The following is a 23687-nucleotide window of genomic DNA, read 5'->3' on the forward strand; positions in this document are numbered from 1 at the left end:
GGGCCCGGACAGCCAGGCCCCACGCCGGTCCGGATATCACAGGCGCCCCACCCCGAGATCCCGCGAAGTCCGGACATCACCGGGAGGGCCACCGGGCCCGGACAGCCAGGCCCCACGCCGGTCCGGATATCACAGGCGCCCCACCCCGAGATCCCGCGAAGTCCGGACATCGCACCCCGGCGGGCACCGGGCCCGGACAGCCAGGCCCCACGCCGGTCCGGATATCGCAGGCGCCCCGGCCCGAGATCCCGCGAAGTCCGGACATCGCACCCCGGCGGGCACCGGAGCACCCCGGCGGGCACCGGAGCACCCCGGCGGGCACCGGAGCACCCGGGCGGGCACCGGGGGCCGGGGCGGGAACCCGGGGGCCGGGGGATGCCACGCCGTCACACGCGCGTCACACGCGCGAGGCACAATGGGCCACATGACCCGGCCCGCGCTCCTCGCCATCTCGCACGGCACGTCGTCGCCGGCGGGGCAGGCCGCGGTGGCTGCGCTGGTCGACGCGGTCGCACGGCGGCTGCCCGACATCACCGTGCGGCTCGGGCACGTGGACGTGCAGCAGCCCGATGTCGCGGCGTCCCTCGACGCGATCCCGGAGGGCACGCCCGTCGTGATCGTGCCGTTGCTGCTCTCGGCGGGGTACCACGTGCGGGTCGACCTCATCGAGCAGTCCGCGGGTCGTGACGGCGTCGTCATCGCTGCGGCGCTCGGCCCCGACCCGCGCCTCGTCGACGCGCTCCTCGCGCGCCTCGACCCCCTCGGCCCCCTCGGCCCCGACGACGCCCTTGTGCTCGCGGTGGCCGGCTCGACCGACGACCGCGCGAACGAGGACTGCCGCGAGATCGGACGGATGCTGAGCGCCCGGCTCGACCGCGATGTCACGGTCGGCTTCCTCGCGGCCGCCGACCCGCGCGTCGACGTCGCCGTCGCAGACGCCGGGGCGCGCACCGAACGCGTCGTCGTGGCCGACTATCTTCTCGCCCCGGGCTATTTCCACGACCTCGCCGTGCGGCTCGCGGCCGGCGCCCCGGTCGCGCCGCCGCTTCTCGGCGACGACGAGCCGCCGGCGTCCCTCGTCGACATCGTGGTCGATCGGTACAACGAAGCCGCGACGTAGTCGGACCGAGTCCACAAAGGCCCGTAGCCGCAACTGTGTGACGCACCGTTACGTCGGTTAACGTCACTTGACGCTCGGATAGGTCTCACGGGCGCCCGCTTCTAGCCTCAGGCAATGGACTCGATAGGGTCCCGCCCGGGGGACGCCCCGGGATTCACCCCGGAGGCCACCGTGACCATCAGCGACACCGAAGCGCGCGCAGCCGCAGAGAGCCCGCGCGCGGCCGTGCGCCCGCCGCGCCCGTCGTCGAAGCCGAACGGCCAGTGGAAGGTCGACGGCACCACCCCGCTCAACGGCAACGAGGAGTGGAAGCAGGTCGACAACGGCCTGAGCGTGCGCGAGCGCATCGAGAACGTCTACTCGAAGGGCGGGTTCGCGTCGATCGACCCGACCGACCTGCACGGCCGCTTCCGCGTGTGGGGGCTCTACACGCAGCGCAAGCCCGGCATCGACGGCGGCCGCACCGCGACCCTGACCCCCGAAGAGCTCGAGGACGAGTACTTCATGATGCGCGTGCGCATCGACGGCGGTCAGCTCACGACCGAGCAGCTGCGTGTCATCGCCGGCATCTCCACCGACTTCGCCCGCGGCACCGCCGACCTCACCGACCGCCAGAACGTGCAGCTGCACTGGGTCCGCGTCGAGGACGTGCCCGAGATCTGGCGCCGCCTCGAGGCCGTGGGCCTGGGCACCACCGAGGCGTGCGGCGACGTGCCCCGCGTCATCCTCGGCTCGCCGGTCGCCGGCATCTCGGCCGACGAGCTCATCGACCCGACGCCGCAGATCGACGAGATCACGTCGCGCTTCATCGGCGACGAGTCGCTCGCGAACCTGCCGCGCAAGTTCAAGTCGGCGATCACCGGCCACCCGAGCCAGGACGTCGTCCACGAGATCAACGACGTCGCGTTCGTCGCCGTCGAGCATCCTGAGCTCGGCATCGGCTACGACCTGTGGGTCGGCGGCGGCCTCTCGACCACCCCGCGCCTCGCGGAGCGCCTGGGCGTCTTCGTGGCGCCGGAGCGGGTGGCGGAGGCCTGGCACGGCGTCGCGCAGATCTTCCGCGACTACGGCTACCGGCGCCTGCGCAACAAGGCGCGCCTGAAGTTCCTGCTCGCGGAGTGGGGCGCCGAGAAGTTCCGCCAGGTGCTGCAGGACGAGTACCTCGGCTACGAGCTGCCCGACGGCCCCGCCGCACCCCAGCCGCTGACGCAGGGCGACCACGTCGGCGTGCACAAGCAGAAGGACGGACTCTCCTACATCGGCGCGACCCCGATCGTCGGCCGCGTCTCGGGCCCGACCCTGGCGAAGCTCGCCGACCTCCTCGAGGCCCACGGCTCGACGCGCCTGCGCACGACGCCGCACCAGAAGCTCGTGTTCCTCGACATCCCCGAGGAGAACGTCGAGCCGTTCATCGCCGGCCTCGACGAGCTCGGACTGTCGGCGCGCCCGAGCCTCATCCGCCGCGGCACGATCGCGTGCACCGGCATCGAGTTCTGCAAGCTGGCGATCGTCGAGACCAAGGCGTATGCGACGGCGGCCGTGCTCGACCTCGAGAAGCGTCTCGAGCAGTTCGAGCTGCCGCATCCGATCTCCCTCCACGTCAACGGCTGCCCCAACTCGTGCGCGCGCATCCAGACCGCCGACATCGGGCTCAAGGGCCAGCTCGTCACGATCGACGGCGAGCAGGTCCCGGGCTACCAGGTGCATCTGGGCGGCGGGCTCGTGAACGCCGACCGCGACGACGCCGGCCTCGGCCGCACCGTGCGCGGCCTGAAGGTCGCCGCCGACGGCATCGCCGACTACACCGAGCGGGTGGTCACGCGCTTCCTCGCCGAGCGCGATGCCGCCGCCGACGAGACGTTCGCCCAGTGGGCGCACCGCGCCGACGAGGAGGCGCTCCAGTGACCGTCTCCCTCGCCCCCCGCGTCGCCGCCAAGCGCACCCGCGAAGAGCTGCAGGCTCTCGCCGAGCAGGGCAACATCGAGCTCGGCAGCCTGACCGACCATGAGGCATCCGCTGCAGAAGTGGTCGCGTGGGTCGCGCGCAATTTCGGGACGGATGCTGCCGCCGTCGCGTGCTCGATGGCCGACGCCGCCCTCCCCCACCTCGTGGCGGAGCAGCTGCCCGGCGTCGACGTGCTGTTCCTCGACACCGGCTACCACTTCACCGAGACGTACGCGACGCGCGACGAGGTGCAGCGCGCGCTCGACGTGCGGATCGTCGACATCACCCCCGATCAGACGGTCGCCGAGCAGGACGCCGAGTTCGGCGCGAAGCTCTTCGAGCGCGATCCCGGCCTGTGCTGCGCGCGCCGCAAGGTCGCACCGCTGCAGGACGCCCTCGGCGGGTACGAGGTGTGGTTCACGGGTGTGCGCCGCGACGAGGCGCCGACCCGCACGAACACCCCGCTGGTGACGTGGGACGAGCGCAACGGGCTCGTCAAGGTGAACCCCGTCGCGGCGTGGAGCTTCGACGACGTGCTCGGGTACGCGGCTGCGCACAAGGCTCCGGTGAACCTCCTCGTCGGGTTCGGCTACCCCTCGATCGGCTGTGAGCCGTGCACGAAGCCGGTCGCGCCCGGCGAAGACCCCCGATCCGGCCGCTGGGCCGGCTCCTCGAAGACCGAATGCGGGCTCCACGAATGACCGGAACGATCGCCGCCCCCACCGCGCTCTCGACCCTCGATCTGCTCGAGGCCGAGGCCATCCACGTCATCCGCGAGGTCGTCGCCGAGTTCGAGCGGCCTGTGCTGCTGTTCTCCGGCGGCAAGGACTCGGTCGTCGTGCTGCACCTCGCCACCAAGGCGTTCGCGCCCGGCAGGGTGCCCTTCCCCGTGCTGCACGTCGACACCGGCCACAACTTCCCCGAGGTCATCGCCTTCCGCGACGAGACCGTCGAGCGTCTCGGCATCCGTCTCGAGGTCGCGAGCGTGCAGGACTACATCGACGACGGCCGCCTCCAGGAGCGCGCCGACGGCACCCGCAACCCGCTGCAGACGCTGCCGCTGCTCGACGCGATCGCCGCCGGCCGCCACGACGCCGTGTTCGGCGGCGCCCGTCGCGACGAGGACAAGGCCCGCGCCAAGGAGCGCATCATCTCGCTGCGCGACGAGTTCGGCCAGTGGGACCCCCGCAACCAGCGCCCCGAGCTCTGGAGCCTGTACAACGGCCGCCACACCCCCGGTCAGCACGTGCGCGCCTTCCCGATCTCGAACTGGACCGAGCTCGACGTCTGGCGCTACATCGAGCGCGAGGGCATCGCGCTGCCGCCGCTGTACTTCGCGCACGAGCGCGACGTGTACGCCCGCGACGGCATGTGGCGCCCCGTCGGCCCGTTCTCGCCGCCGCGGGAGAACGAGACGGTCGAGCGCCGCACGGTGCGCTACCGCACGGTCGGCGACATGAGCTGCACCGGAGCGGTGGAGTCGGATGCTGCGGACCTCGCCGCGATCGTCGCCGAGGTGGGCATCTCCACCATCACCGAGCGCGGCGCGACCCGCGCCGACGACCGCCTCAGCGAGGCGGCCATGGAGGACCGCAAGAAGGACGGGTACTTCTGATGACCGCGACTCTCACCGCGCAGCCCACGCTGTTCCGGTTCGCCACGGCGGGCTCGGTCGACGACGGCAAGTCGACGCTCGTCGGCCGTCTGCTGCACGACTCGAAGGCGATCCTCGCCGACCAGCTCGAGCAGGTCGCCCGCACGTCGGCCGACCGCGGCTTCGCGCACGGCGCGTTCGACTTCGCCCTCCTCACCGACGGCCTGCGCGCCGAGCGCGAGCAGGGCATCACGATCGACGTCGCCTACCGCTACTTCTCGACGGGCGCGCGGTCGTTCATCCTCGCCGACTGCCCCGGGCACGTGCAGTACACCCGCAACATGGTCACCGGTGCGACGACCGCCGACGCCGTGATCGTGCTCGTCGACGGACGCAAGGGCGTGCTCGAGCAGACGAAGCGCCACCTCGCCGTGGTCGCCCTGCTGCGCGTTCCCCACGTCATCGTCGCGGTCAACAAGATCGATCTCGTCGGCTTCTCGCAGGAGACGTTCGCGGAGGTCGCCGCCCAGACCGAGGCCGTGGCGACCGAGCTCGGCATCGAGGACCTGCACGTCATCCCGGTGTCGGCCCTCGAGGGCGACAACATCGTCGACCGCTCGGAGCGCACGCCCTGGTACGAGGGCCCGGCGCTGCTCGAGCTGCTCGAGACCCTTCCCGCCGCCGATGACGCCGAGCGTGAGCTCGAGCCGTTCCGCCTGCCGGTGCAGCTCGTGCTGCGCCCGCAGGGCGGCCTCGCTCCCGGCATCGACCCCGCCGAGGCGGAGCGCCTGCGCGACTACCGCGCCGTCGCCGGCCGTATCTCGAGCGGCATCGTGCGCGTGGGCGACCGCGTCGAGATCTTCCCGGGCGGCTCGGCGACCACGGTCACCGGCATCCGTGCCGCAGGCGCCGAGGTCGAGGAGGCCACGGCCCCGCAGTCCGTCTCCCTCGAGTTCGACCGCGACATCGACACCGCGCGCGGCGCGCTCGTCGTCGCCGCCGGCACGCTTCCGGAGGGTCGCCGCGAGTTCGCTGCCGAACTGTTCCAGCTCGACGCGCGGGCGCTGACCCCCGGCATCCGTGTTCTCGTCAAGCACGGCACCGCGACCGTGCAGGCCATCGTCGCGCAGATCGAGTCGCGCTACGACCTCGACGCGCTCACACACGAGCCGGCGCAGACGCTCGAGACCAACGACATCGGCCGCGTGCGGCTGCGGCTGGCGGCCGACCTGCCGCTCGAGCCGTATGCCACCAGCCGCCACGGGGGCTCGTTCCTCGTGATCCATCCGTCCGACGGCGCAACGCTCGCCGCCGGCATCGTGCGCGACTGACCCGTCGCGCACCACCCACCACTGAGCAACACCGAATCTAAGGAGGCGACACCGTGAACAAAATCCGCACTGCGACAGCACTCACAACCCTGGGACTCGTGGCAGCGATGATGGCCGGCTGCGCCTCCGCAGCGGCGAGCCCGAGCGACAGCGCCGCCGGCGGCGACGCCGCATCGGTCACCGAGCTGCGCTTGGGCTACTTCGCGAACGTGACGCACGCGCCGGCGCTCGTCGGCCTCGAAGAGGGCCTGTTCGATGACGCCCTCGGCGACGTCGACGTGACGACGCAGGTCTTCAACGCCGGTCCGGCCGCGATCGAGGCGCTCTCTGCGGGCGCGATCGATGCGACGTACATCGGCCCGAACCCGTCGATCAACACCTTCATCCAGTCCGGCGGCGAGTCCGCGCGCATCGTCGCCGGTGCCGCCACCGGCGGCGCGGCGTTGGTCGTCCGCGACGGCATCGAGGACCCGGCCGACCTCGAGGGCACCACGATCGCGACGCCCCAGCTCGGCAACACGCAGGATGTCGCTGCGCGCGTCTGGCTGAAGGACGAGGGCTTCGAGACCGACACCGCGGGCGGCGGCGACGTGCACATCACGCCGACCGAGAACGCGCAGACGCTGACGCTCTTCCAGCAGGGCCAGCTCGACGGTGCGTGGCTGCCCGAGCCGTGGGTCTCGCGCCTCATCATCGACGCCGGCGCACACGTGCTGCAGGACGAGGCCGACCTCTGGGAGGACGGCGAGTTCCCCACGACCGTGCTGCTGGTGCGCAAGGAGTTCCTCGACGAGCACCCGGACGTCGTCGCCGACCTGCTGAAGGGCCACGAGGCCGCCGTGCAGTGGATCGCCGACAACCCCGCCGAGGCGCCCGCGGTCATCAACGACAAGATCGAGAAGGACACCGGCAAGCCGCTGGCGGACGACGTCATCGCCCGTGCGCTCGAGCACGTGTCGTTCTCGGTGGATCCGCACGCCGACACGTTCCAGACGCTCGTCGAGAACGGCATCGAGGCGGGAACCCAGAAGAAGGGGTCGATCGAGGGTCTCTTCGATCTGCGCCTGCTCAACAAGCAGCTCGAGGCCGAGGGCGCTGACACCGTCTCGGCAGCAGGGCTCGGCGAGGACTGAACATGAGCACCGCTCCCGCCTCCGCCTCCGGGTCCGCTCACGCGGCCCCGGGGGCGGGCGCGCCCGCCCACTCCGGCACGCCGGCACCGGCGGGCCCGACCAAGCCGCTGGCGCCCAGCTTCGACAGCGTCACGCCGGTGCCCGTCGCGGCCCCCGCACCCACGCCCGCCGTGCGCATCGACGGCGTCTCCAAGCGCTTCGGCACGGGCCCCATCGTGCTCGAGGACGTGTCGCTCGACATCGCCCCCGGCGAGTTCGTGTGCCTTCTGGGTGCGTCGGGATGCGGCAAGTCCACGCTCCTGAACCTCGTCGCGGGTCTCGACAAGCCGAGCGCCGGCCGCATCGAGACGCCGGCCGAGGGCTCGGCGGTGATGTTCCAGGAGTCGGCGCTCATGCCGTGGCTCACGGCCCGCAAGAACGTCGAGCTCGCACTCCGCTTGCGCGGTGTGGCCCGCGGCGAGCGCCGCGAGAAGGCGCTCGCCCTGCTCGACACCGTGAACCTGGCGGATGCCGCCGACAAGCGCCCGCACGAACTCTCGGGCGGCATGCGCCAGCGCGTCGCGCTCGCGCGCGCCCTCGCCCAGGACCGGCCCGTGCTGCTGATGGACGAGCCGTTCGCCGCCCTCGACGCCATCACGCGCGACCTCCTCCACGAGGAGCTCGAGCGCGTGTGGCGCGCGACCGGCCGCACCATCGTGTTCGTCACGCACAACGTCCGCGAAGCGGCCCGCCTCGGCCAGCGGGTGGTGCTGCTGGGCAGCCGCCCCGGCCGCGTCGTGCAGCAGTGGCAGATCACGAAGACCACCGGACGCCGCATCGAGTCGCCCGAGGTCGCCGCCCTCTCGGTGGAGATCACCGAGCAGCTGCGGAAGGAGATCCGCCGCAATGCCGCATGACACCGTGACCGTCTCCCAGACGGGTGCCGCCCCCACCAGCAGCCGGGCAGAGTCCGCTCAATCCGACGACCTCCGTTCGCTGGAAGCCGGGCTCGACCGGCTCCAGACCGACGCCGAGCGCGGCCCGAGCCGCTGGCGTCGATTCGCCGCGAGCGTGGTGCCGCCGATCGTCTTCGTCATCCTGCTCGTCGTCGTCTGGCAGCTGTACGTCGTCATCGCGCAGCCCCGCCCCGACATCATCCCCGGCCCGGCGGACGTCGCCGCGGCCCTCGGCCAGGCGTGGGACTCCGGCCGCCTGCAGGAGGCCGTCACGACGAGCCTCGAGCGCGGCATCGTCGGCTTCCTCATCGCGATCGTCGTCGGCACGCCCATCGGCCTGCTGCTCGCCGAGGTGCGCCCTATCCGCCGCGCCGTCGGCCCGATCATCTCCGGACTGCAGGTGCTGCCGTCGGTCGCGTGGGTGCCCGCCGCCATCATCTGGTTCGGCCTGTCGGACGCCACCGTCTACTTCGTGATCCTCATGGGCGCAATCCCCTCGATCGTCAACGGTCTCATCGCGGGCATCGACCAGGTGCCGCCGCAGCTGCGCCGCGTGGGCACCGTGCTGGGCGCGTCCCGCTGGCAGCTCGCGACCGCCGTCATCCTCCCCGCCGCACTCCCCGGCTACCTCGCCGGCCTCAAGCAGGGCTGGGCGTTCTCGTGGCGCTCGCTCATGGCCGCCGAGATCATCGCGATGGGCGGCACGATCGGCTTCGGCCTCGGCTCGATGCTGCAGAACAACCGCGATCTCGCCGACCTCGCGGGGGTGCTCGGCACGATCCTCGTGATCCTCGCGATCGGCATCCTCATCGAGCTCGTCTTCTTCGGACCGCTGGAGCGACGGATGCTGAAGCGCCGGGGCCTGCTCATCTCGGGAGGTTCGCGATGACCGCGGTCGGCAAGGTCTGGCTCGTCGGGGCCGGCCCCGGTGACGCGGGCCTGCTCACCGTGAAGGGGCTTCGTGCCCTGGAGGCGGCGGACGTCATCGTCGCCGATCGGCTCGGCGCGCGCGCCGTGCTCGACGGCCTCGCCGCCGACGGGGTGGAACTGCGCGCCGAGGTCGTCGACGTGGGCAAGCGTCCCGGTCACCACGCCGTGCCGCAGGACGCCATCAACGCGCTGCTCGTGCACCTCGGGCAGGAGGGCAAGACCGTCGTCCGCCTCAAAGGCGGCGATCCGTACGTCTTCGGCCGCGGCGGCGAGGAGCTCCACGCCTGCCAGGAGGCCGGCGTGCCCGTCGAGGTGGTGCCCGGCATCACCAGCGCGATCTCGGTGCCCGCGATCGCCGGCATCCCGCTCACCCATCGCGGCGTCGCGACGGCCTTCACCGTCGCGACCGCGCACGAGCAGATCGTCGCCCTCGGCGGCGGCCGCGACCACACCGTGGTGCTGCTCATGGGCATCGGCACCCTGGCGAACTCCGCGATCACGCTGGCCCGCGGCGAGCGCGGTGCGCACTGCCCCGTCGCCGTCGTGGAGGACGGGTACGGACCCCGCCAACGGGTCACCGTCGGCACACTCGCGACCATCGCGCACCAGGCCGCGGAACGAGGCATCCGTTCCCCCGCCGTCGTGGTCGTCGGCGACGTCGTACGGCTCAGCCCGTACGCGCCCGCCGAACTCGCGACCCTCGACCTCTCCCAGTACGACCCGCTCGCGCCCGAGCGCCTCCGAAAGGCCCCCACGCAGTGACTTCCTCGAGCCTCCAGAACCTCCGCGTCGCGATCGTCGGCGCCGGTCCCGCCGGCATCTACGCGGGCAACATCCTCACCAACTCGGTCGTCGAGTCGGGCGGCACCGTCGCCATCGACCTGTTCGAGTCGCTCCCCGCGCCCTACGGGCTGATCCGCTACGGCGTCGCGCCCGACCACCCCCGCATCAAGGGCATCGTCAACTCCCTGCACGAGATGCTGGATGCCGGCACCACGCGCTTCATCGGCAACGTCGAGGTCGGCCGCGACATCTCGATCGACGAGCTGCAGGAGCGCTACGACGCCGTGATCCTCGCCACCGGCGCGATCCGCGACGCCGCGCTCGACATCCCCGGCATCGATCTGGAGGGCTCGTACGGCGCCGCCGACTTCGTGGCGTGGTTCGACGGCCACCCCGATGTCCCCACCGAGTGGACGCTCGACCAGCGCGAGGTCGCCGTCATCGGCAACGGCAACGTCGCGCTCGACGTCGCCCGCATGCTCGCCAAGCACGCCGTCGACCTGCGCTCCACCGAGATCGCCGACAACGTGCTCGCCGGACTCGAGGCCTCGGCCGTCACCGACGTGCACGTCTTCGGTCGCCGCGGCCCCGCCGACATCAAGTTCACGCCGATCGAGCTGCGCGAGCTCGGCGAGGTGCCGAACGTCGACATCGTCGTGTACGACGAGGACTTCGCCTACCTCGAGGGCCTCGTGCCGTCGAACAACCAGCTCAAGGTCATGCTCCGCATCCTCCAGAGCTGGCGCACGCGCGAGTCGACCGGCGCGAGCCGTCGCCTGCACCTGCACTTCTACCACTCGCCCGTCGAGGTCCTCGGCGACGGCAAGGTCGAAGGCCTCCGCTTCGAGCGCACCGAGCCGACGGGAGAGGGCAGCGCGGTCCGCGGCACCGGCGAGTTCCGCGAGATCGCGGTGCAGCAGGTCTACCGCGCCGTCGGCTACTACGGCACGCCGGTCATCGACGCGCCGTTCGACGAGAAGGCCGGCGTCGTCTCGAACGTCGAAGGACGCGTGAAGGATGCTGCGGTGACGGGTGACGCGCAGGCCCCCGTGATCGCCGGGCTCTACGCGACGGGCTGGATCAAGCGCGGCCCCGTCGGCCTCATCGGCCACACGAAGTCCGACGCGATGGAGACCATCGCGCACCTCGTCTCGGACGTCGAGGGCGGGCGCCTGTCGGCCCCGACCGTGGACGGCGACGTCCTCGACCTGCTGGCGGAGCGCGAGGTCGCCTTCACGACGTGGGACGGCTGGCTGGCCCTCGACGCGCACGAGCGCGAGCTGGGTGCGAACCACCTCCACACGCGCGAGCGGGTCAAGGTCGTGCCCCGCGACGAGCAGGTCGCGATCTCGCGGGGAGCGCTCGTTCCGTGACCTACGTGATCGCCCTGCCGTGCGTCGATGTGAAGGACCGCGCCTGCATCGACGAGTGCCCGGTGGACTGCATCTACGAGGGTGAGCGGTCGCTGTACATCCACCCCGACGAGTGCGTGGACTGCGGCGCCTGCGAGCCGGTGTGCCCGGTCGAGGCGATCTACTACGAGGACGACCTGCCGGAGGAATGGCAGGACTACTACACCGCGAACGTCGAGTTCTTCGACGACATCGGGTCGCCCGGCGGTGCGGCCAAGACCGGCGTCATCGCGAAGGACCACCCGGTCATCGCGGCGCTTGCGCCCCAAGGAGACGGCCATGACTGATCCCACTCCTCCCGCGCCCTCGACCGAGGTCGACGTCGTCATCGTCGGCGGGGGCCCCGCCGGACTGTCGGCGGCGCTCAACCTCGGACGCGCCCGTGCGTCCGTCGTCCTCATCGACGCCGGCCGCCCGCGCAACGCCGCGACGCTGCGCTCGCACGGCTTCCTCACCCGCGACGGCGTTCCGCCGCTCGAGCTGCGCAAGCTCGCCCGCGCCGAGCTCGCCGCCTACCCCAACGTGCGGGTGTTCGACCGCACCGTGGTGACCGCGCTGCAGGAGCGCGACTGCGGCGAGGGACTCCGCTTCCTCGCCGCGCTCCAGGGCAGGGGCGCCGGCATCCCGCCGGCCGTCGCCGCGCGTTCGGTGCTCGTCGCGACGGGCCTGCGCGAGACGCTCCCCGCCATCCCGAGCCTGCGCGCCTTCTACGGCATGACGCTCTTCAGCTGCGCCGCGTGCGACGCGTGGGAACTCCAGGACCGGCCGCTCGCCCTCATCGGCGAGACCCGCGACCTCGCCGCACGCGCCCGGCTCATCGCCCGCTGGACCGATCGGCTCACGGTCTTCACCAACGGCACCGACGCCGTGGACACGGTCGAAGAGGCCGAGCTCGCAGCATCCGGGATCGCCGTGGAGCGACGGGTGATCGACGACCTCGAGGGCGACCGCGGCACCGTCACGGCGGTGCGCCTCGTCGACGGCGCGCGGGTCGAGATCGACGGCGGGTTCGTGCGCCCGCAGTGGCACCCCGCGCTCGACTTCGTCGGCGGCATCGACCTCGACCGCGACGGGTTCGGCAACCTGGTGACCGATCGGTCCGGACGCACGTCGGTGGCGGGGCTGTATGCGGCGGGGGATGCCGCGTCCCCCGGTCCGCAGCAGCTGATCGTCGCCGCGGGCCAGGGCGCTCGGGCGGCCGCCGTGCTCGTGCACGATCTCGTCGGGGTGCGCACCGCCCACTGAGCCGGCGGGCGCTTCCGAGGCGTCCGCCGCAGGATGTTCACCGGTCGGACACCTGTGCGTTCGATATCCGCATCCGAGGCGGATGAAGCTGTCGGCGATGTCCGACGATGTGGCAGCCGACGCGGCCGACGAGCTGAAGGCGCTGCGGCTGCGCGCCTACGGACCGGATGCCGATATCGACGCCGACCCCCGGGCGCTCAGCCGGTTGCGCGAGCTCGAAGCGCGAGCCGTCGCCGCCGCGGAGCCTGATGAGCCCCGGGTCGCCGGGGCCGCGCGCCCGGCCACGGAGCAGGACGGACCGCCGAACGCCGTCGCGGTGGCGCCGGCCCCGTGGTGGGAGCGACACCGCGCGCTCCTGTGGGGCGCATCGCTGCTGGTCGCGGTGCTCGTCGGGGCGGCGGCGGCGTCGGTGCAGCTGCCGCCGGGACGCGAGCAGGTCACCGTGCTCGGCGAGGACGCCGACGGGCTCTGGCCGGAGCAGATGTGGGGCGCGCGACCGCCCGACGGCGTGACGTTCGAGGAGTACCTGGGCCTCACCGCGATCGCCTCGGCCCGCGACTTCGGCAACGGCACCAACAGCACCTGCCTGTGGGTGTACGACTCGGCGTCGGTCAACTTCGGCCTGTCGGCCGGGTCGTGCGCCACCGGGTCGGGTTCCTCGTCGACGACGATCGTCGTCACCCCGCAGGCGCCTCCGGCTCTGCGCGACGAGTTCCCTGAGGGCACCACGCTGCAGTTCGTCCGCGACGGTGACCGCGTGATCGTCTACGCCCAGCGGCCGTAGGAGCGAGGGGTCACCAGTCGGCGGCGTGGTCGCCGGCGAGCGCCTCGCGGCCCGGCGCCAGCATGTCGTGCACCTGGCCACCGCGGGTACGGGCGGGTGCGACCGTGTCGGGCCAGTCGGCGATCTGCTGCTCGGCCCACTCGGTCCACGAGAGGATGTGCTCGTAGTGGCCGATCATGAACGTGTTGGCGAGCGCGAACAGGTGCTTGCGCTCGGGGAACGTGCCGCCGGTCTCGCTGATGAACGCGGCGTACCGCGCGAACATCTCGCGGTTCGCCAAGGCCTGCTCCCGGGTGCGGGCGAGGGTCGCACGGAGGTCGTCGAGCGAGCCCTGGTCGGAGAGCAGCACCCGCACCATGCCCTCGAACTCCAGTGTCGGCGGACGCACCGGGGTGCGCAGCCACGCGGCGAGCGCCTCGCGCCCTTCCGGCGTGATGGAGTAGATCGTACGGGCGCGCTTGCCCGTGTGCTCCTGCCGGGTCTCGACGAACCCGGCGGACTGGAGGCGGTTGAGCACGGCGTACCGGCCACGGTCGGCGGACGGCCAGAGCTCCGAGACGCCACGCCCCAGTTGCTCCGCGAGCTGGTAGGCCGACCAGTCGCGCCCAGCCAGGAGGCCCAGCGTGAGATACCCCGTGATCGAGAGTTCGCGGTCGGGCACGACAAGGACTCCTTCCCCGTCGGAACTCGGGTCACGTCGCGGAACGAAAAGGTTACCCCGCGGACGCAGGAACGACCCTATACTGCAAAATGCAGTAAGCATCGGCGCGGCCACCTGTGTGGGGACACGGACCGTCGCCGTGGGTGGGGCTCACGCGTGGGGACGCGGGCCCGCCTTGGCGGCGGGCGATCTGGGGATCGCCCGCCGCACATCTCTCTGCCCGCCGGTCAGCGCCGGGTCTGCTCCGATCCCGACAGCCGCTGGGCGAGGTAGATGGGCACGATCGACACGATCACCAGCACCACGGCGATGACCGAGACGACCGGCGCCTGGTTCGGGCGGAACATGTTGTTGAGGATGTAGATCGGCAGCGTGTTCACCCCGGATCCTGCGGTGAACGTCGTGACGATGATCTCGTCGAAGCTCAGCGCGAACGCGAGCAGCGCCCCGGCGAGCAGCGCCGAGCGCAGCTGCGGGAAGGTCACGAGGCGGAACGTCGTCCAGATGCCGGCGCCGAGGTCGGCGGACGCCTCCTCGAGATTCGTGCCGGTGCGCCGGAGGCGCGCGATGACGTTGTTGAAGACCGTCACGATGCAGAAGGTCGCGTGGGCGATCACCACCGTCCAGATCGACAGCGGCACGCCCATGATGGTGCGGAAGAAGTTGTTCAGCGCGATGCCCGTGATGATGCCGGGCAGCGCGATCGGCAGGATGATCAGCAGCGAGATCGCGTCGCGGCCGAAGAACTCGAAGCGCTGCAGTGCGAGCGAGATGAGGGTGCCCAGCACGAGCGAGATCGCCGTCGCGACGAGGGCGATCACAACACTCGTGCCCACCGCCTCGAGCGCGCCGGTGCTCTGGAACGCCTTGCCCCACCATTCCAGTGTGAAGCCGGGCGGCGGCCAGCTCAGCGATGTCGACGTCGAGAACGAGTTGACGAGCACCACGAACAGCGGCAGGTAGACGACCAGCAGGATCAGCACGGTGATGACGCCGAGTATCGTGCGCGAGAGCCGCGAGAGTCGCATCGCCGGGTCCTAGAGGTTGTTCAGGGCGCCGGTGCGGCGCACCAGGGCGAGGTAGCCGAAGATGATCACGATCGGGATGAGCGCGATCGCCGCCGCCAGCGGCAGGTTGTTCGCCGCTCCGACGTTCGTGTAGACGAGGTTGCCGAGCATCTGGTTGGTGCCGCCCACTATGTTGACGGTGATGTAGTCGCCGAGCGACAGCGAGAAGGCGAAGATCGTGCCCGCGATGATCGCGGGGAACGCCAGCGGCAGGACGACGGAGACCAGCGTGCGCCAGGACTTGCCCCCGAGATCGGCGGATGCCTCGAGCAGCGAGTCCGGCACGCGCTCCAGTCCTGCGTAGATGGGCAGGATCACGTACGGCAGCCACAGGTACGACAGCGTGATGACGGTCGCGGTGAGTCCGTACCCCGGAGTGTGCAGGCCGAACGGGGCGAGGATCCACTCGAGGATCCCCTCCTGAGACAGCACCGCCCGCCAGGCGTAGGCCTTGACGAGGTAGCTCGCCCACAGCGGCATGAGGACGGCGATCACGAGCAGCCGCTGCGCGCGCGGCGACGCGACCTTCGCCATATAGAAGGCGATGGGGAGGGCGACCACGACGTCGATCACGGTCACCAGCAGCGCGATGCCCACCGTGCGCAGCGTCACCGTCTGGTAGAGCGAGCCGGTGACGACGGTGACGATGTTGTCGAGCGTCCATTCGGTGATGATCTCGCCGGTGAAGGAGTCCACCTGCCAGAACGCCGTCACCAGCAGCAGCGCGAGCGCCACGATGTACACGACGACCAGCCAGAACAGCGGCGCCGTCAGGAGGAACGCCAGCCGGAACCGCGGGTGCGCGCTCAGCCACGCCGAGGAGCGCCGCGCGGGCGTCGCGCGGGGCGCCGGCACGGTGCGGGTGGGTGGCGGAGCGGTCGCCGTGTCGGTCATCGAGTGCCTCCGGGTTCGGGATCCGTTCAAGCCGGGGGCGGAGGCATCCATCCGCCCCCGGCGCGATGCGTGGGTCAGCCCTTGATCTCGGACCAGGCCTCGGTCCACGCCGAGTAGTCCATGCACTCGACGTCGGTGCGACCGTCGAGGCACTCGGCGATCGGGGTCGTCCAGTACCAGATCTGCGACGCGTAGTCGGCGTCGCCGGCGTGGTAGGCCTCGCAGTCCTCGCGGTAGTCGCAGGCTGCGTCGCTCGACGGCGCCTCACCGAAGTACGAGGTCGCCACGCCGTTGACCTCCGGGCTTGCGATCCAGTCGAGCCATGCGTACGAGCAGTTCGGGTGCTCGGTCGTCGACGAGATCATCCAGGTGTCCGACCATCCGGTCGCGCCCTCATCGGGGAGCACGACGTCCGTGGTCGCGCCCCCGCCGGCGAGGACGTTCTGGATGACCTGCCACGTCGTGCCCGCGACGGAGTCGCCGGTCTCGAACGCCTGGATCTCCTTCAGGTAGTCCGACCAGTACTCTCCGACGTGCTGGCGCTGCTCCTTGAGCAGATCGACGGCGGCCTGGAACTGCGTCTCGTCGAGCGCATAGGGGTTCTCGATGCCGAGGTCGGGCTGGTGGGTCATCAGGTAGACGGCGGCGTCGGCGATGTAGATCGGGTTGTCGTACGCCGTGATCTTGCCCGAGTAGTCGCCCGCCTTGTCGAAGACGACGTCCCACGAGGTGGGTGCCGGGGTCACGACCTCCGTGTTGTAGAGCAGGAGGTTGGCGCCGTACCCGTGGGGCACGCCGTAGTGCTCGCCGTCGACGGTGTTCCACGGCTGGTCCTTGAGGAAGTCGTAGATGCCCTCGTAGCTCGGGATGAGGTCCACGTTCACCGGCTGCACGTCGCCGGCGGCGATGAGGCGGAGCGACGCGTCGCCCGAGGCCGAGACGACGTCGTAGTCGCCGGTCTTCATCAGGGTGACGGCCTCGTCCGAGGTGTTGAACGTCTTGGACGTGACCTGACAGCCGGTCTTCTCCTCGAACCCCGACACCCAGTCGTAGTCGGGGTCGTTGCTGCCGTCTTCGACGTAGCCGGCCCACGCGATGATCGAGACTTCGTCTTCGTAGTCGCCGAGCTCGTCGACGGCCTCTGTCGGCGTGCTGCCGCCGCTGGACGTGCCGCAGCCGGCCAGGACGGCGATCGAACCGACCGCCAGGGCGGTCGCGGCGATGCGCCGTCCCCGTGATGTGCGCAACATGGTGGTTCCTCTCGGTGCTGGTGATATCGGGTCGTGCTGTTGTGTGCTCCGGGGCGCGGGCGCCCAGGTCGGGATGGGATCAGGTGCCGGGCGGGATCAGCGAGACGACGTCCTCGTCGTGCCAGGTGACGTGCACCCGGTTCCCGCGATCGTCGTCGGCCAGGCGGGTGCGGTCGTTGCGTTCGAGCACGGTCACCCGCATGCCGGCATCCAGATCGATGACGCGACGGATGCCGCTTCCCACGTAGATCGACTCGACCACGGTGCCCTCGGCCGAGTGCTCTCCCGGCGCCGAGGCGGCGGACGAAGCCAGCGTGAGCTTCTCGGGGCGGATGGAGTGCTCGCCCTCGCGCCCGATGAGGGCCGCGGACCGCTCGTGGTCGAACAGGTTGGAGGTGCCGACGAAGTCGGCGACGAATCGCGACGCCGGACGCTCGTAGAGGTCCTGCGGAGTGCCCAGCTGGATGATCCGGCCGTCGTGGAACACCGCGATGCGGTCGGAGAGCGTCAGCGCCTCCTCCTGGTCGTGGGTCACGAAGATGAAGGTGATGCCGAGGTCGCGCTGGATCTGCTTGAGCTCGACCTGCATCTGCTCCCGGAGCTTGAGGTCGAGCGCGCCCAGCGGCTCGTCGAGGAGGAGCACTTTCGGCTGCACGACGGTGGCGCGGGCGAGCGCCACGCGCTGGCGCTGACCGCCCGAGAGCTGCGAGGGCTTGCGCGCCGCCATCTGGTCGAGCCGCACCGCGGCGAGCGCCGTCATCGCGAGATCCCGGCGCTTCGCACGCCCCATCCCCCGCACACGCAGACCGTAGGCGACGTTGTCGAGCACCGTCATATGGGGGAACAGCGCGTAGTCCTGGAAGACGGTGTTCACGTCGCGGTCGAAGGGCGCCTTCTTCGTGACGTCCTGCCCGAACAGCTGGATCGTGCCGGCGGTCGGCTGCTCGAAGCCGGCGATCAGTCGCAGCACGGTGGTCTTGCCCGATCCCGAGGGCCCCAGCATCGAGAAGAACTCCCCGGCGGCGATCTCGAGGTCGACGTGGTCGACGGCCGTGACGGCACCGAACTCCTTCGTGAGTCCGGTCAGCCGGATGGCAGGCTGCTGCGCGGTCATGACGTCTCCCTCGATGTCGATGGAAGTTAATCATATGGAGCCATATGTCAAAAGAGGGGTTAACGTGTTACGGTCGGGTCACAGTTGCGGAGGACGCGTTCTTCCGCCGTCCACCCGGGAGTCCCATGCCGCACGCGACGGGAAGAGTCGACGCCGCCCGCGCCGTCGTCTTCGCCCCGCTGGACGGCACCGGCAGGGCCGAGCTCGTCGAGAAGCGGCTCACGGACGCGATCGTGACCGGCGTCCTCCACGACGGTGAGCGCCTGCCCAGCGAAGCGGACCTCTCGCGAAGCCTCGGAGTGGCCGTCGTCACCGCGCGCGAGGCCCTGGAGGTGCTGCGCGACAAAGGGCTCGTCACGACGCGGCGCGGCCGCGACGGCGGCAGCTTCGTCACGTTCGACCGCGACGCGGCGACGCGTCTGCTGGAGCGGCGCCTGCGCGAGCTCAGCCGCATCGAGCTGCGCGACTTCGCCCTGCACACCGCGGCGATCGCCGGCACGGCGGCCGAGACCGCCGCGGGCCGCGCCAGCGACGACGACATCGAGACGCTCGTGCGCATCGCAGACGCCACGGATCTCACGACGGCCGGCGGCGCGAGGCGGGCCGTGAGCCGGTTCCGGCTCGAGGTCGCGGCGGTCAGCCAGTCACCCCGGCTCGTGCACGAGGAGATGCGCCTGCAGGGAGAGGCGGGCTCCCTCCTCTGGATGTGCCTGCGGGAGCAGGAGTACCGTGACCGCAGCGCCATCGCCCGTACGCGGGTCATCGACGCCATCCGCGACGTGGCACCCGACAAGGCCCGCGCGGAGACGATCACACATATCAACAGCGCCTTCGAATGGCTCATCGACGAGCGAGCGCGCATCGACGCGCGCACCGAGGACGCAGCATCCGACCCGAAGGACGTCCCATGACCACCATCGCGACCAGGTCTCCGGCCGACGTGGCGATCCGTGTCGCCGCGACCATCGACGCCATGTTCGCCATGATCGACGGGTGGCGCGATCTGCTCGAGGAGCAGCTCGCCTCGGCCGACGCGCTGACGGCGCAGGCGATCGATCCCCTCGTCGAGGCGTTCGCCGTGCCGGCCGTCTCGGGCCGGACGCTGCTCACCGGCGCGGGATTCGTGGCGGCGCCGGGCGTGCTGACCGACGCCGAGTGGCACCTCGCCTGGTGGCTCGGAACCACCGGCTCGGCCCACGGGGTGCGGCAGCTGGCCACGATCGACGACCCGACCCACGAGCAGTTCCGCGACTACACCGCACTGGAGTGGTGGCGGGTTCCGCAGGCGACGGGCGCGCGGCACCTCACCGGCCCGTACGTCGACTACGTGTGCACCGATGACTACGCCGTCACCATCACCACGCCCGTGGTGCGCGACGGTGCGATGATCGGCGTCGTCGGAGCGGACGCCCTGGTCGATCGGCTCGAACGCGTGCTCCTTCCGGTGCTGCGCGCGGGCGAGGTGCCCGCGACCCTCGTCAACGCCTCCGGACGGGTCGTGACCTCGACCGACGCGCGGCGCGAGCCGGGGTCGATGCTCCGCGGTGACGACCTCATCGCCGCCGTGCGGGCCATGTCTCCGGTGCCCGTCAGGCTTCCCGGCGGCTTGTCGGTGCTCGCCTGCGGCGACACATCGCTCGCCCTCGTCGTCGGAAGCTAGCGCGCCGGGCGCGATGGGGGAGGATGGGCCCGATGTCAACGCCGACCGACTCTTCGCGCGACGAGCTCGCCGAGCTCCGCGAGCGCGCGTACGGTCGCGACGCCGACATCCTCGACGACCCCGCCGCACTCGCCCGGCTCAGCGAGCTCGAGGAGCAGGCCGCAGCCGCGAGCGCGGCGAACGTCGCGGCGAGCGCGCGCGTCTCGACCAACGGCGCAACCCCGCGCAGGTCCGTCTTCGATGACGACGAGGACGCCGCGGAACCGCGGGCGATCGCCCTGCCCGCATCGGAGGAGACGGATGCCGCGGCCGCCGCGGACCCGATCGCCCCGGATCGCGACGCCCACGGGTCCCCCGCGGCTCTGAGCGCGGACGACGCCACGGGCGGAACGGCCCCCATGCCCCCTCCGGGCGCTGCTGGCGCGTCGGACGGAGCATCCGGGCGTCTGGGCCCGGCTGCCGATCCTGGCAGCGACGCCGGTGGCGACGTCGTCGATTCCGACGCTGTCGAGAACGCACCCGCCCGCCCGTGGTGGCGGCGCACACCCGTCGTGTGGGCAGCCTCGATCGTCGTCGCGATGCTGGTCGGAGTCGGGCTGACGGTGCTCGTGCAGAGCGTGGAGGAGGGCCGGGTCGGCGTGCTCGGGGTGGATCCCGACGCCGACTGGCCGCAGGAGGTCTGGGGCGGCCCGACCGAGGACTCCCTCGCCTTCGAGTCGTTCCACGGACTCTCGGTGCTGTCGCAGCCGCAGGTCACCGGCGACGGGACGCAGGGGGCCGTCCCCTGCCTGATCGTCTTCAGCGGGGTGGGCGACAACCCCTCGTACCTCGGCGGCGCGTGCGGTGCGGGCCCCTTCCCGGCGCAGGCGGCACTGGTGGTCGGCAGGCAGGCGCCGTCAGAGCTGCGCGAACGCTTCCCCGAGGGCACGGCGCTGCAGTTCGTGCTCGACGGCGAGCAGGTGCACGTCTACGCGCGCGAGCCGGGCATCATCGAGCCCGCACCCTGAGCTTTCAGGCGCCGCGGCTCCCGGCATCCGTCGCGCCGACGTCGCTGCGGTGGAAGTTCTGGAAGGAACGGGATGCCGTGGGCCCCCGCTGCCCCTGATACCTGTTGCCGTACGGCCCCGAGCCGTAGGGGCTCTCAGCGGGCGAGGTGAGGCGGAAGTAGCAGACCTGGCCGATCTTCATGCCGGGCCAGAGCTTGATGGGAAGAGTCGCGACGTTCGAGAGCTCGAGCGTGACGTGGCCCGAGAAGCCGGGGTCGATGAAGCCCGCGGTCGAGTGGGTCAACAGCCCGAGGCGGCCCAGCGACGACTTGCCCTCGAGGCGGGCCGCGATGTCGTCGGGAAGCGTGATCTGCTCGAACGTCGAGCCGAGCGCGAACTCGCCCGGATGGAGGATGAACGGCTCTTCGGGGTCGACCTCGATGAGACGCGTCAGCTCGGGCTGGTCCTCGGCGGGATCGATGAACGGGTACTTGTGGTTGTCGAACAGCCGGAAGTACCGATCGAGCCGCACGTCGACGCTCGACGGCTGCACCATCGCGGGGTCCCACGGGTCGAGCGCGAGGCGCCCCGCGTCGATCTCGAGCCGGATGTCGCGGTCACTCAGCAGCACGGAGCCAGCCTATCCGGACCGTGCTGTTATGCTGGCCGGGCGCCGTAACAGGCGCGCGAGCGCCGGGATGCCGGCGTCTCGGGGCTGTAGTTCAATGGCAGAACTTCTGCTTCCCAAGCAGACAGCGCGGGTTCGATTCCCGTCAGCCCCTCCATGACTCCTGCGATCGCCGCTCACGAGTACTCGCCCTGGGACTTCTGGAGCGAGGCGACCCCGTCCGAGCGCGAAGCGCAGCTGCTCCTCCAGCAGACCGTCGTCGCAGGCCGGCCGGACCACGAGCTCGGCGAGCAGTGCTTCCTCTCCGAGCTCGCCTCGATCGACAACGACTCGCTGCGCCTCGGCGACCGCACGTACGTCGCGGCAGGCGCCTACCTCACCGGCGACCTCAGGGCCGGCGCCGACTGCAGCATCAACCCGTACACGGTGATCCGCGGCCGCGTCACGATGGGTGAGGGCGTCCGCATCGGCGCCCACACCTCGATCCTCGGCTTCAACCACTCGATGGAGTCGGGCACGCCCGTCTTCCGCCAGCCCTTGACCTCGAAGGGCATCGAGATCGGCGACGACGTCTGGATCGGCTCGCACGTCGTGATCCTCGACGGCGTCAGCGTCGGGTCGCACTCCGTGCTCGCCGCCAGCGCGGTCGTCACCAAGGACGTGCCGGCGGGCGCCGTCGTCGGCGGCAACCCCGCGCGGTTCATCCGCTGGCGCGTCGAGCCCGACGACACCGGCATCCCCCCGGATGCGGCGGCGGATGCTGCCGCCCGGGGCACCGAGGACCGCCCCGACTCCCCCGAACCACGCGAGCCCGTGGAGACGCCGCCGGCGGTGCTCGCCGCCCTGGCCCCGGCCGCGTCGGAGGCTGACGTCTCGCCCGAGCCCCGATCCGCGCCCGAGTCCGAAGCCGTACCGGACGCAGAGCCCGAGCCCGAGGTGTCGGCCGCAGCGATTCCCACGCAAGGCAGCCTGCACACGCGCGAGTCGCCGCGCACGATGGCGCCCGATGCCGACCCCGCTCACACGCCGTCCCGCGCCCCCGCGCCCGGGGGCCCGACCGCAGCGCCGAACAACGTCTTCACCGCCGCCGGCGCCTCGACCGACGACGCGGCGGGCCTGGCCGAACGCGTCGCCGAGTCGGCGGCGCGCGCGAGGGACGAGGCATCCGTCGTCCTGCAACGCGCGTGGAACGACGACCTCGGACTCTTCACGGACCGACCCGGTGCCGCTCCGACCGTACGCGCTCAGGCCGACGCGATCGAGATCGCCGACCTGCTGCTCGGCACGGCGCCGCCGCAGGCGTCGGTCGAGGCGCAGATCCGCCGACTCCAGGGCTGGCAGGATGCGACGACCGGCGCGGTCGCTCCCCTCGATGCGGACGGGCGTCAGCAGGCGGGCCTCGGCTTCTCCCACGGCGACGTCGCCTATCACGTGCTGAGCACGGGCTACGCGCTCGATCTGCTGGGGTCGGCATTTCCCGCTCCTCTCACGTGGGTGACTGCGGCGACTCCCGAACGGGTCGTCGAGTTCTGCGAGAGTCTGCCGTGGGCCACCGACGCGTGGGGCGCCGGACACCACATCGACGGCTTCGGCACCGCGATTCTGTGGACGAAGCGTGCGGGGCATCCGATTCCGGCGGGTGTGGAGGAGGTGCTGTTCGGCTGGCTGCTGCTCCACACCGACCCGCAGACCGGCATGTGGGGTTCGGCCACACCCGACCGCGGGATCCTCCCCGTCGTGAACGGGTTCTACCGCGCCTCGCGCGGCACGTTCGCGCAGTTCGGCGTGCCGCTGCCCCACCCCGACCGCGTGATCGACACGGTGCTGCGCCACGCCCGCGACCCGCGCTGGTTCGCACCGGGCGCCCGCAACGCATGCAACGTGCTCGACGTCGCGCACCCGCTGTGGCTCGCGCGCGGCACCGGCTACCGCGACGACGAGGTGCGAGAGCTCGCCGCGCGCCTGCTCTCCGACGCCCTGGCGACGTGGGTGCCGGGCGCCGGGTTCTCGTTCCGCGAGCCGAGCCCCGCGGCCCGCGGTCTCACCGAGACCGAGCCGGGACTGCAGGGCACCGAGATGTGGCTCGCGATCCTCTGGTACCTCGCCGACCTCGCCGGCGTCGCCGATGCGCTCGGCTACCGGCCCCGCGGCGTGCACCGGCCGGAGCCGGCCGCCACACTGCGATAGGCCGCATCGCGCCGTACCGGCGAGGAGAC

General features: G+C 71.5%; 23 protein-coding genes and 1 tRNA gene. 18 read left to right on the plus strand and 6 right to left on the minus strand.

The annotated features are described in order from the left end of the window. Positions 1-424: 424 nt before the first annotated feature. The 13 genes from AC3A46_RS16590 (at position 425) to AC3A46_RS16650 (ending at position 13211) form a co-directional block, all read left to right on the plus strand. A complete protein-coding gene (locus AC3A46_RS16590) occupies positions 425-1120 on the plus strand; it encodes a sirohydrochlorin chelatase (RefSeq protein WP_487666186.1) in 696 nt (231 codons plus the stop codon). A gap of 114 nt (positions 1121-1234) precedes the next feature. Then, a complete protein-coding gene (locus tag AC3A46_RS16595) occupies positions 1235-3025 on the plus strand; it encodes a nitrite/sulfite reductase (RefSeq protein WP_487666187.1) in 1791 nt (596 codons plus the stop codon). After that, positions 3022-3765, plus strand: coding sequence for a phosphoadenylyl-sulfate reductase (locus tag AC3A46_RS16600; RefSeq protein ID WP_487666188.1), 744 nt, complete (start codon positions 3022-3024; stop codon positions 3763-3765). The genes AC3A46_RS16595 and AC3A46_RS16600 overlap by 4 nt, the downstream gene beginning before the upstream one ends. Beyond that, a complete protein-coding gene (cysD, locus tag AC3A46_RS16605; protein ID WP_487666189.1) occupies positions 3762-4679 on the plus strand; it encodes a sulfate adenylyltransferase subunit CysD in 918 nt (305 codons plus the stop codon). Before AC3A46_RS16600 ends, cysD begins: the two co-directional genes overlap by 4 nt. Then, the gene (locus AC3A46_RS16610; protein WP_487666190.1) at positions 4679-5989 is read left to right on the plus strand and encodes a sulfate adenylyltransferase subunit 1; all 1311 of its coding nucleotides are present in this window, start codon (positions 4679-4681) and stop codon (positions 5987-5989) included. Before cysD ends, AC3A46_RS16610 begins: the two co-directional genes overlap by 1 nt. A 107-nt stretch (positions 5990-6096) precedes the next feature. Continuing rightward, entirely contained in the window at positions 6097-7122 is a 1026-nt protein-coding gene (locus AC3A46_RS16615) for an ABC transporter substrate-binding protein (RefSeq protein WP_487666212.1), read from the plus strand. Positions 7123-7124: 2 nt separating this feature from the next. Then, complete coding sequence (locus AC3A46_RS16620; protein WP_487666191.1) at positions 7125-8018, plus strand: ABC transporter ATP-binding protein; 894 nt, start codon at positions 7125-7127, stop codon at positions 8016-8018. Next, complete coding sequence (locus tag AC3A46_RS16625; protein ID WP_487666192.1) at positions 8008-8946, plus strand: ABC transporter permease; 939 nt, start codon at positions 8008-8010, stop codon at positions 8944-8946. The genes AC3A46_RS16620 and AC3A46_RS16625 overlap by 11 nt, the downstream gene beginning before the upstream one ends. Then, entirely contained in the window at positions 8943-9749 is an 807-nt protein-coding gene (gene cobA, locus AC3A46_RS16630; protein ID WP_487666193.1) for a uroporphyrinogen-III C-methyltransferase, read from the plus strand. The genes AC3A46_RS16625 and cobA overlap by 4 nt, the downstream gene beginning before the upstream one ends. Then, the gene (locus tag AC3A46_RS16635) at positions 9746-11143 is read left to right on the plus strand and encodes an FAD-dependent oxidoreductase (RefSeq protein WP_487666194.1); all 1398 of its coding nucleotides are present in this window, start codon (positions 9746-9748) and stop codon (positions 11141-11143) included. The genes cobA and AC3A46_RS16635 overlap by 4 nt, the downstream gene beginning before the upstream one ends. Next, positions 11140-11469: a ferredoxin gene (gene fdxA / locus AC3A46_RS16640; protein ID WP_056365880.1), complete on the plus strand. Its 330-nt coding sequence runs from the start codon at positions 11140-11142 to the stop codon at positions 11467-11469. Before AC3A46_RS16635 ends, fdxA begins: the two co-directional genes overlap by 4 nt. Continuing rightward, positions 11462-12427, plus strand: coding sequence for an NAD(P)/FAD-dependent oxidoreductase (locus tag AC3A46_RS16645; RefSeq protein WP_487666195.1), 966 nt, complete (start codon positions 11462-11464; stop codon positions 12425-12427). The genes fdxA and AC3A46_RS16645 overlap by 8 nt, the downstream gene beginning before the upstream one ends. A 97-nt stretch (positions 12428-12524) precedes the next feature. Then, complete coding sequence (locus AC3A46_RS16650; protein WP_487666196.1) at positions 12525-13211, plus strand: hypothetical protein; 687 nt, start codon at positions 12525-12527, stop codon at positions 13209-13211. 10 nt (positions 13212-13221) lie between these two features. Here the strand turns inward: AC3A46_RS16650 and AC3A46_RS16655 are convergent, their stop codons facing one another. The 5 genes from AC3A46_RS16655 to AC3A46_RS16675 all read right to left on the minus strand — a co-directional run bounded on the left by AC3A46_RS16655 (position 13222) and on the right by AC3A46_RS16675 (position 18197). Then, entirely contained in the window at positions 13222-13872 is a 651-nt protein-coding gene (locus tag AC3A46_RS16655) for a PadR family transcriptional regulator (protein WP_487666197.1), read from the minus strand. 227 nt (positions 13873-14099) lie between these two features. Further along, the gene (locus AC3A46_RS16660) at positions 14100-14900 is read right to left on the minus strand and encodes an ABC transporter permease (protein WP_487666198.1); all 801 of its coding nucleotides are present in this window, start codon (positions 14898-14900) and stop codon (positions 14100-14102) included. A gap of 9 nt (positions 14901-14909) precedes the next feature. Continuing rightward, positions 14910-15833 carry an ABC transporter permease gene (locus tag AC3A46_RS16665; RefSeq protein ID WP_487666199.1) on the minus strand — a complete coding sequence of 308 codons (924 nt, stop codon included), beginning with the start codon at positions 15831-15833 and terminating at the stop codon, positions 14910-14912. A 74-nt stretch (positions 15834-15907) separates the two neighbouring features. Then, entirely contained in the window at positions 15908-17083 is a 1176-nt protein-coding gene (locus AC3A46_RS16670) for an ABC transporter substrate-binding protein (RefSeq protein WP_487666200.1), read from the minus strand. A 79-nt stretch (positions 17084-17162) separates the two neighbouring features. Continuing rightward, a complete protein-coding gene (locus AC3A46_RS16675) occupies positions 17163-18197 on the minus strand; it encodes an ABC transporter ATP-binding protein (RefSeq protein ID WP_487666201.1) in 1035 nt (344 codons plus the stop codon). A 125-nt stretch (positions 18198-18322) separates the two neighbouring features. Between AC3A46_RS16675 and AC3A46_RS16680 the strand changes: the two genes are divergently transcribed. From AC3A46_RS16680 to AC3A46_RS16690, 3 genes are read left to right on the plus strand one after another with little or no spacing between them, the layout of a single operon-like run. Continuing rightward, positions 18323-19108: a FadR/GntR family transcriptional regulator gene (locus AC3A46_RS16680; protein WP_487666202.1), complete on the plus strand. Its 786-nt coding sequence runs from the start codon at positions 18323-18325 to the stop codon at positions 19106-19108. Next, the gene (locus tag AC3A46_RS16685; RefSeq protein WP_487666203.1) at positions 19105-19857 is read left to right on the plus strand and encodes a cache domain-containing protein; all 753 of its coding nucleotides are present in this window, start codon (positions 19105-19107) and stop codon (positions 19855-19857) included. The genes AC3A46_RS16680 and AC3A46_RS16685 overlap by 4 nt, the downstream gene beginning before the upstream one ends. A gap of 32 nt (positions 19858-19889) precedes the next feature. After that, positions 19890-20864: a hypothetical protein gene (locus AC3A46_RS16690; protein WP_487666204.1), complete on the plus strand. Its 975-nt coding sequence runs from the start codon at positions 19890-19892 to the stop codon at positions 20862-20864. Between the two features lie 4 nt (positions 20865-20868). Here AC3A46_RS16690 and dcd read toward each other — a convergent pair whose 3' ends face one another. Beyond that, positions 20869-21474, minus strand: a complete 606-nt coding sequence (dcd, locus tag AC3A46_RS16695; RefSeq protein ID WP_045299427.1) for a dCTP deaminase — start codon at positions 21472-21474, stop codon at positions 20869-20871. Positions 21475-21554: 80 nt separating this feature from the next. Between dcd and AC3A46_RS16700 the strand changes: the two genes are divergently transcribed. Together AC3A46_RS16700 and AC3A46_RS16705 are read left to right on the plus strand one after the other, a co-directional pair. Next, a tRNA-Gly gene (locus tag AC3A46_RS16700) sits at positions 21555-21628 on the plus strand. Further along, on the plus strand, positions 21628-23658 hold the full coding sequence (locus AC3A46_RS16705; RefSeq protein ID WP_487666205.1) for an acyltransferase: 2031 nt from the start codon (positions 21628-21630) through the stop codon (positions 23656-23658). The genes AC3A46_RS16700 and AC3A46_RS16705 overlap by 1 nt, the downstream gene beginning before the upstream one ends. Positions 23659-23687: the final 29 nt, after the last annotated feature.

It is taken from the genome of Microbacterium sp. Soil_C_42 (genome assembly GCF_057656735.1).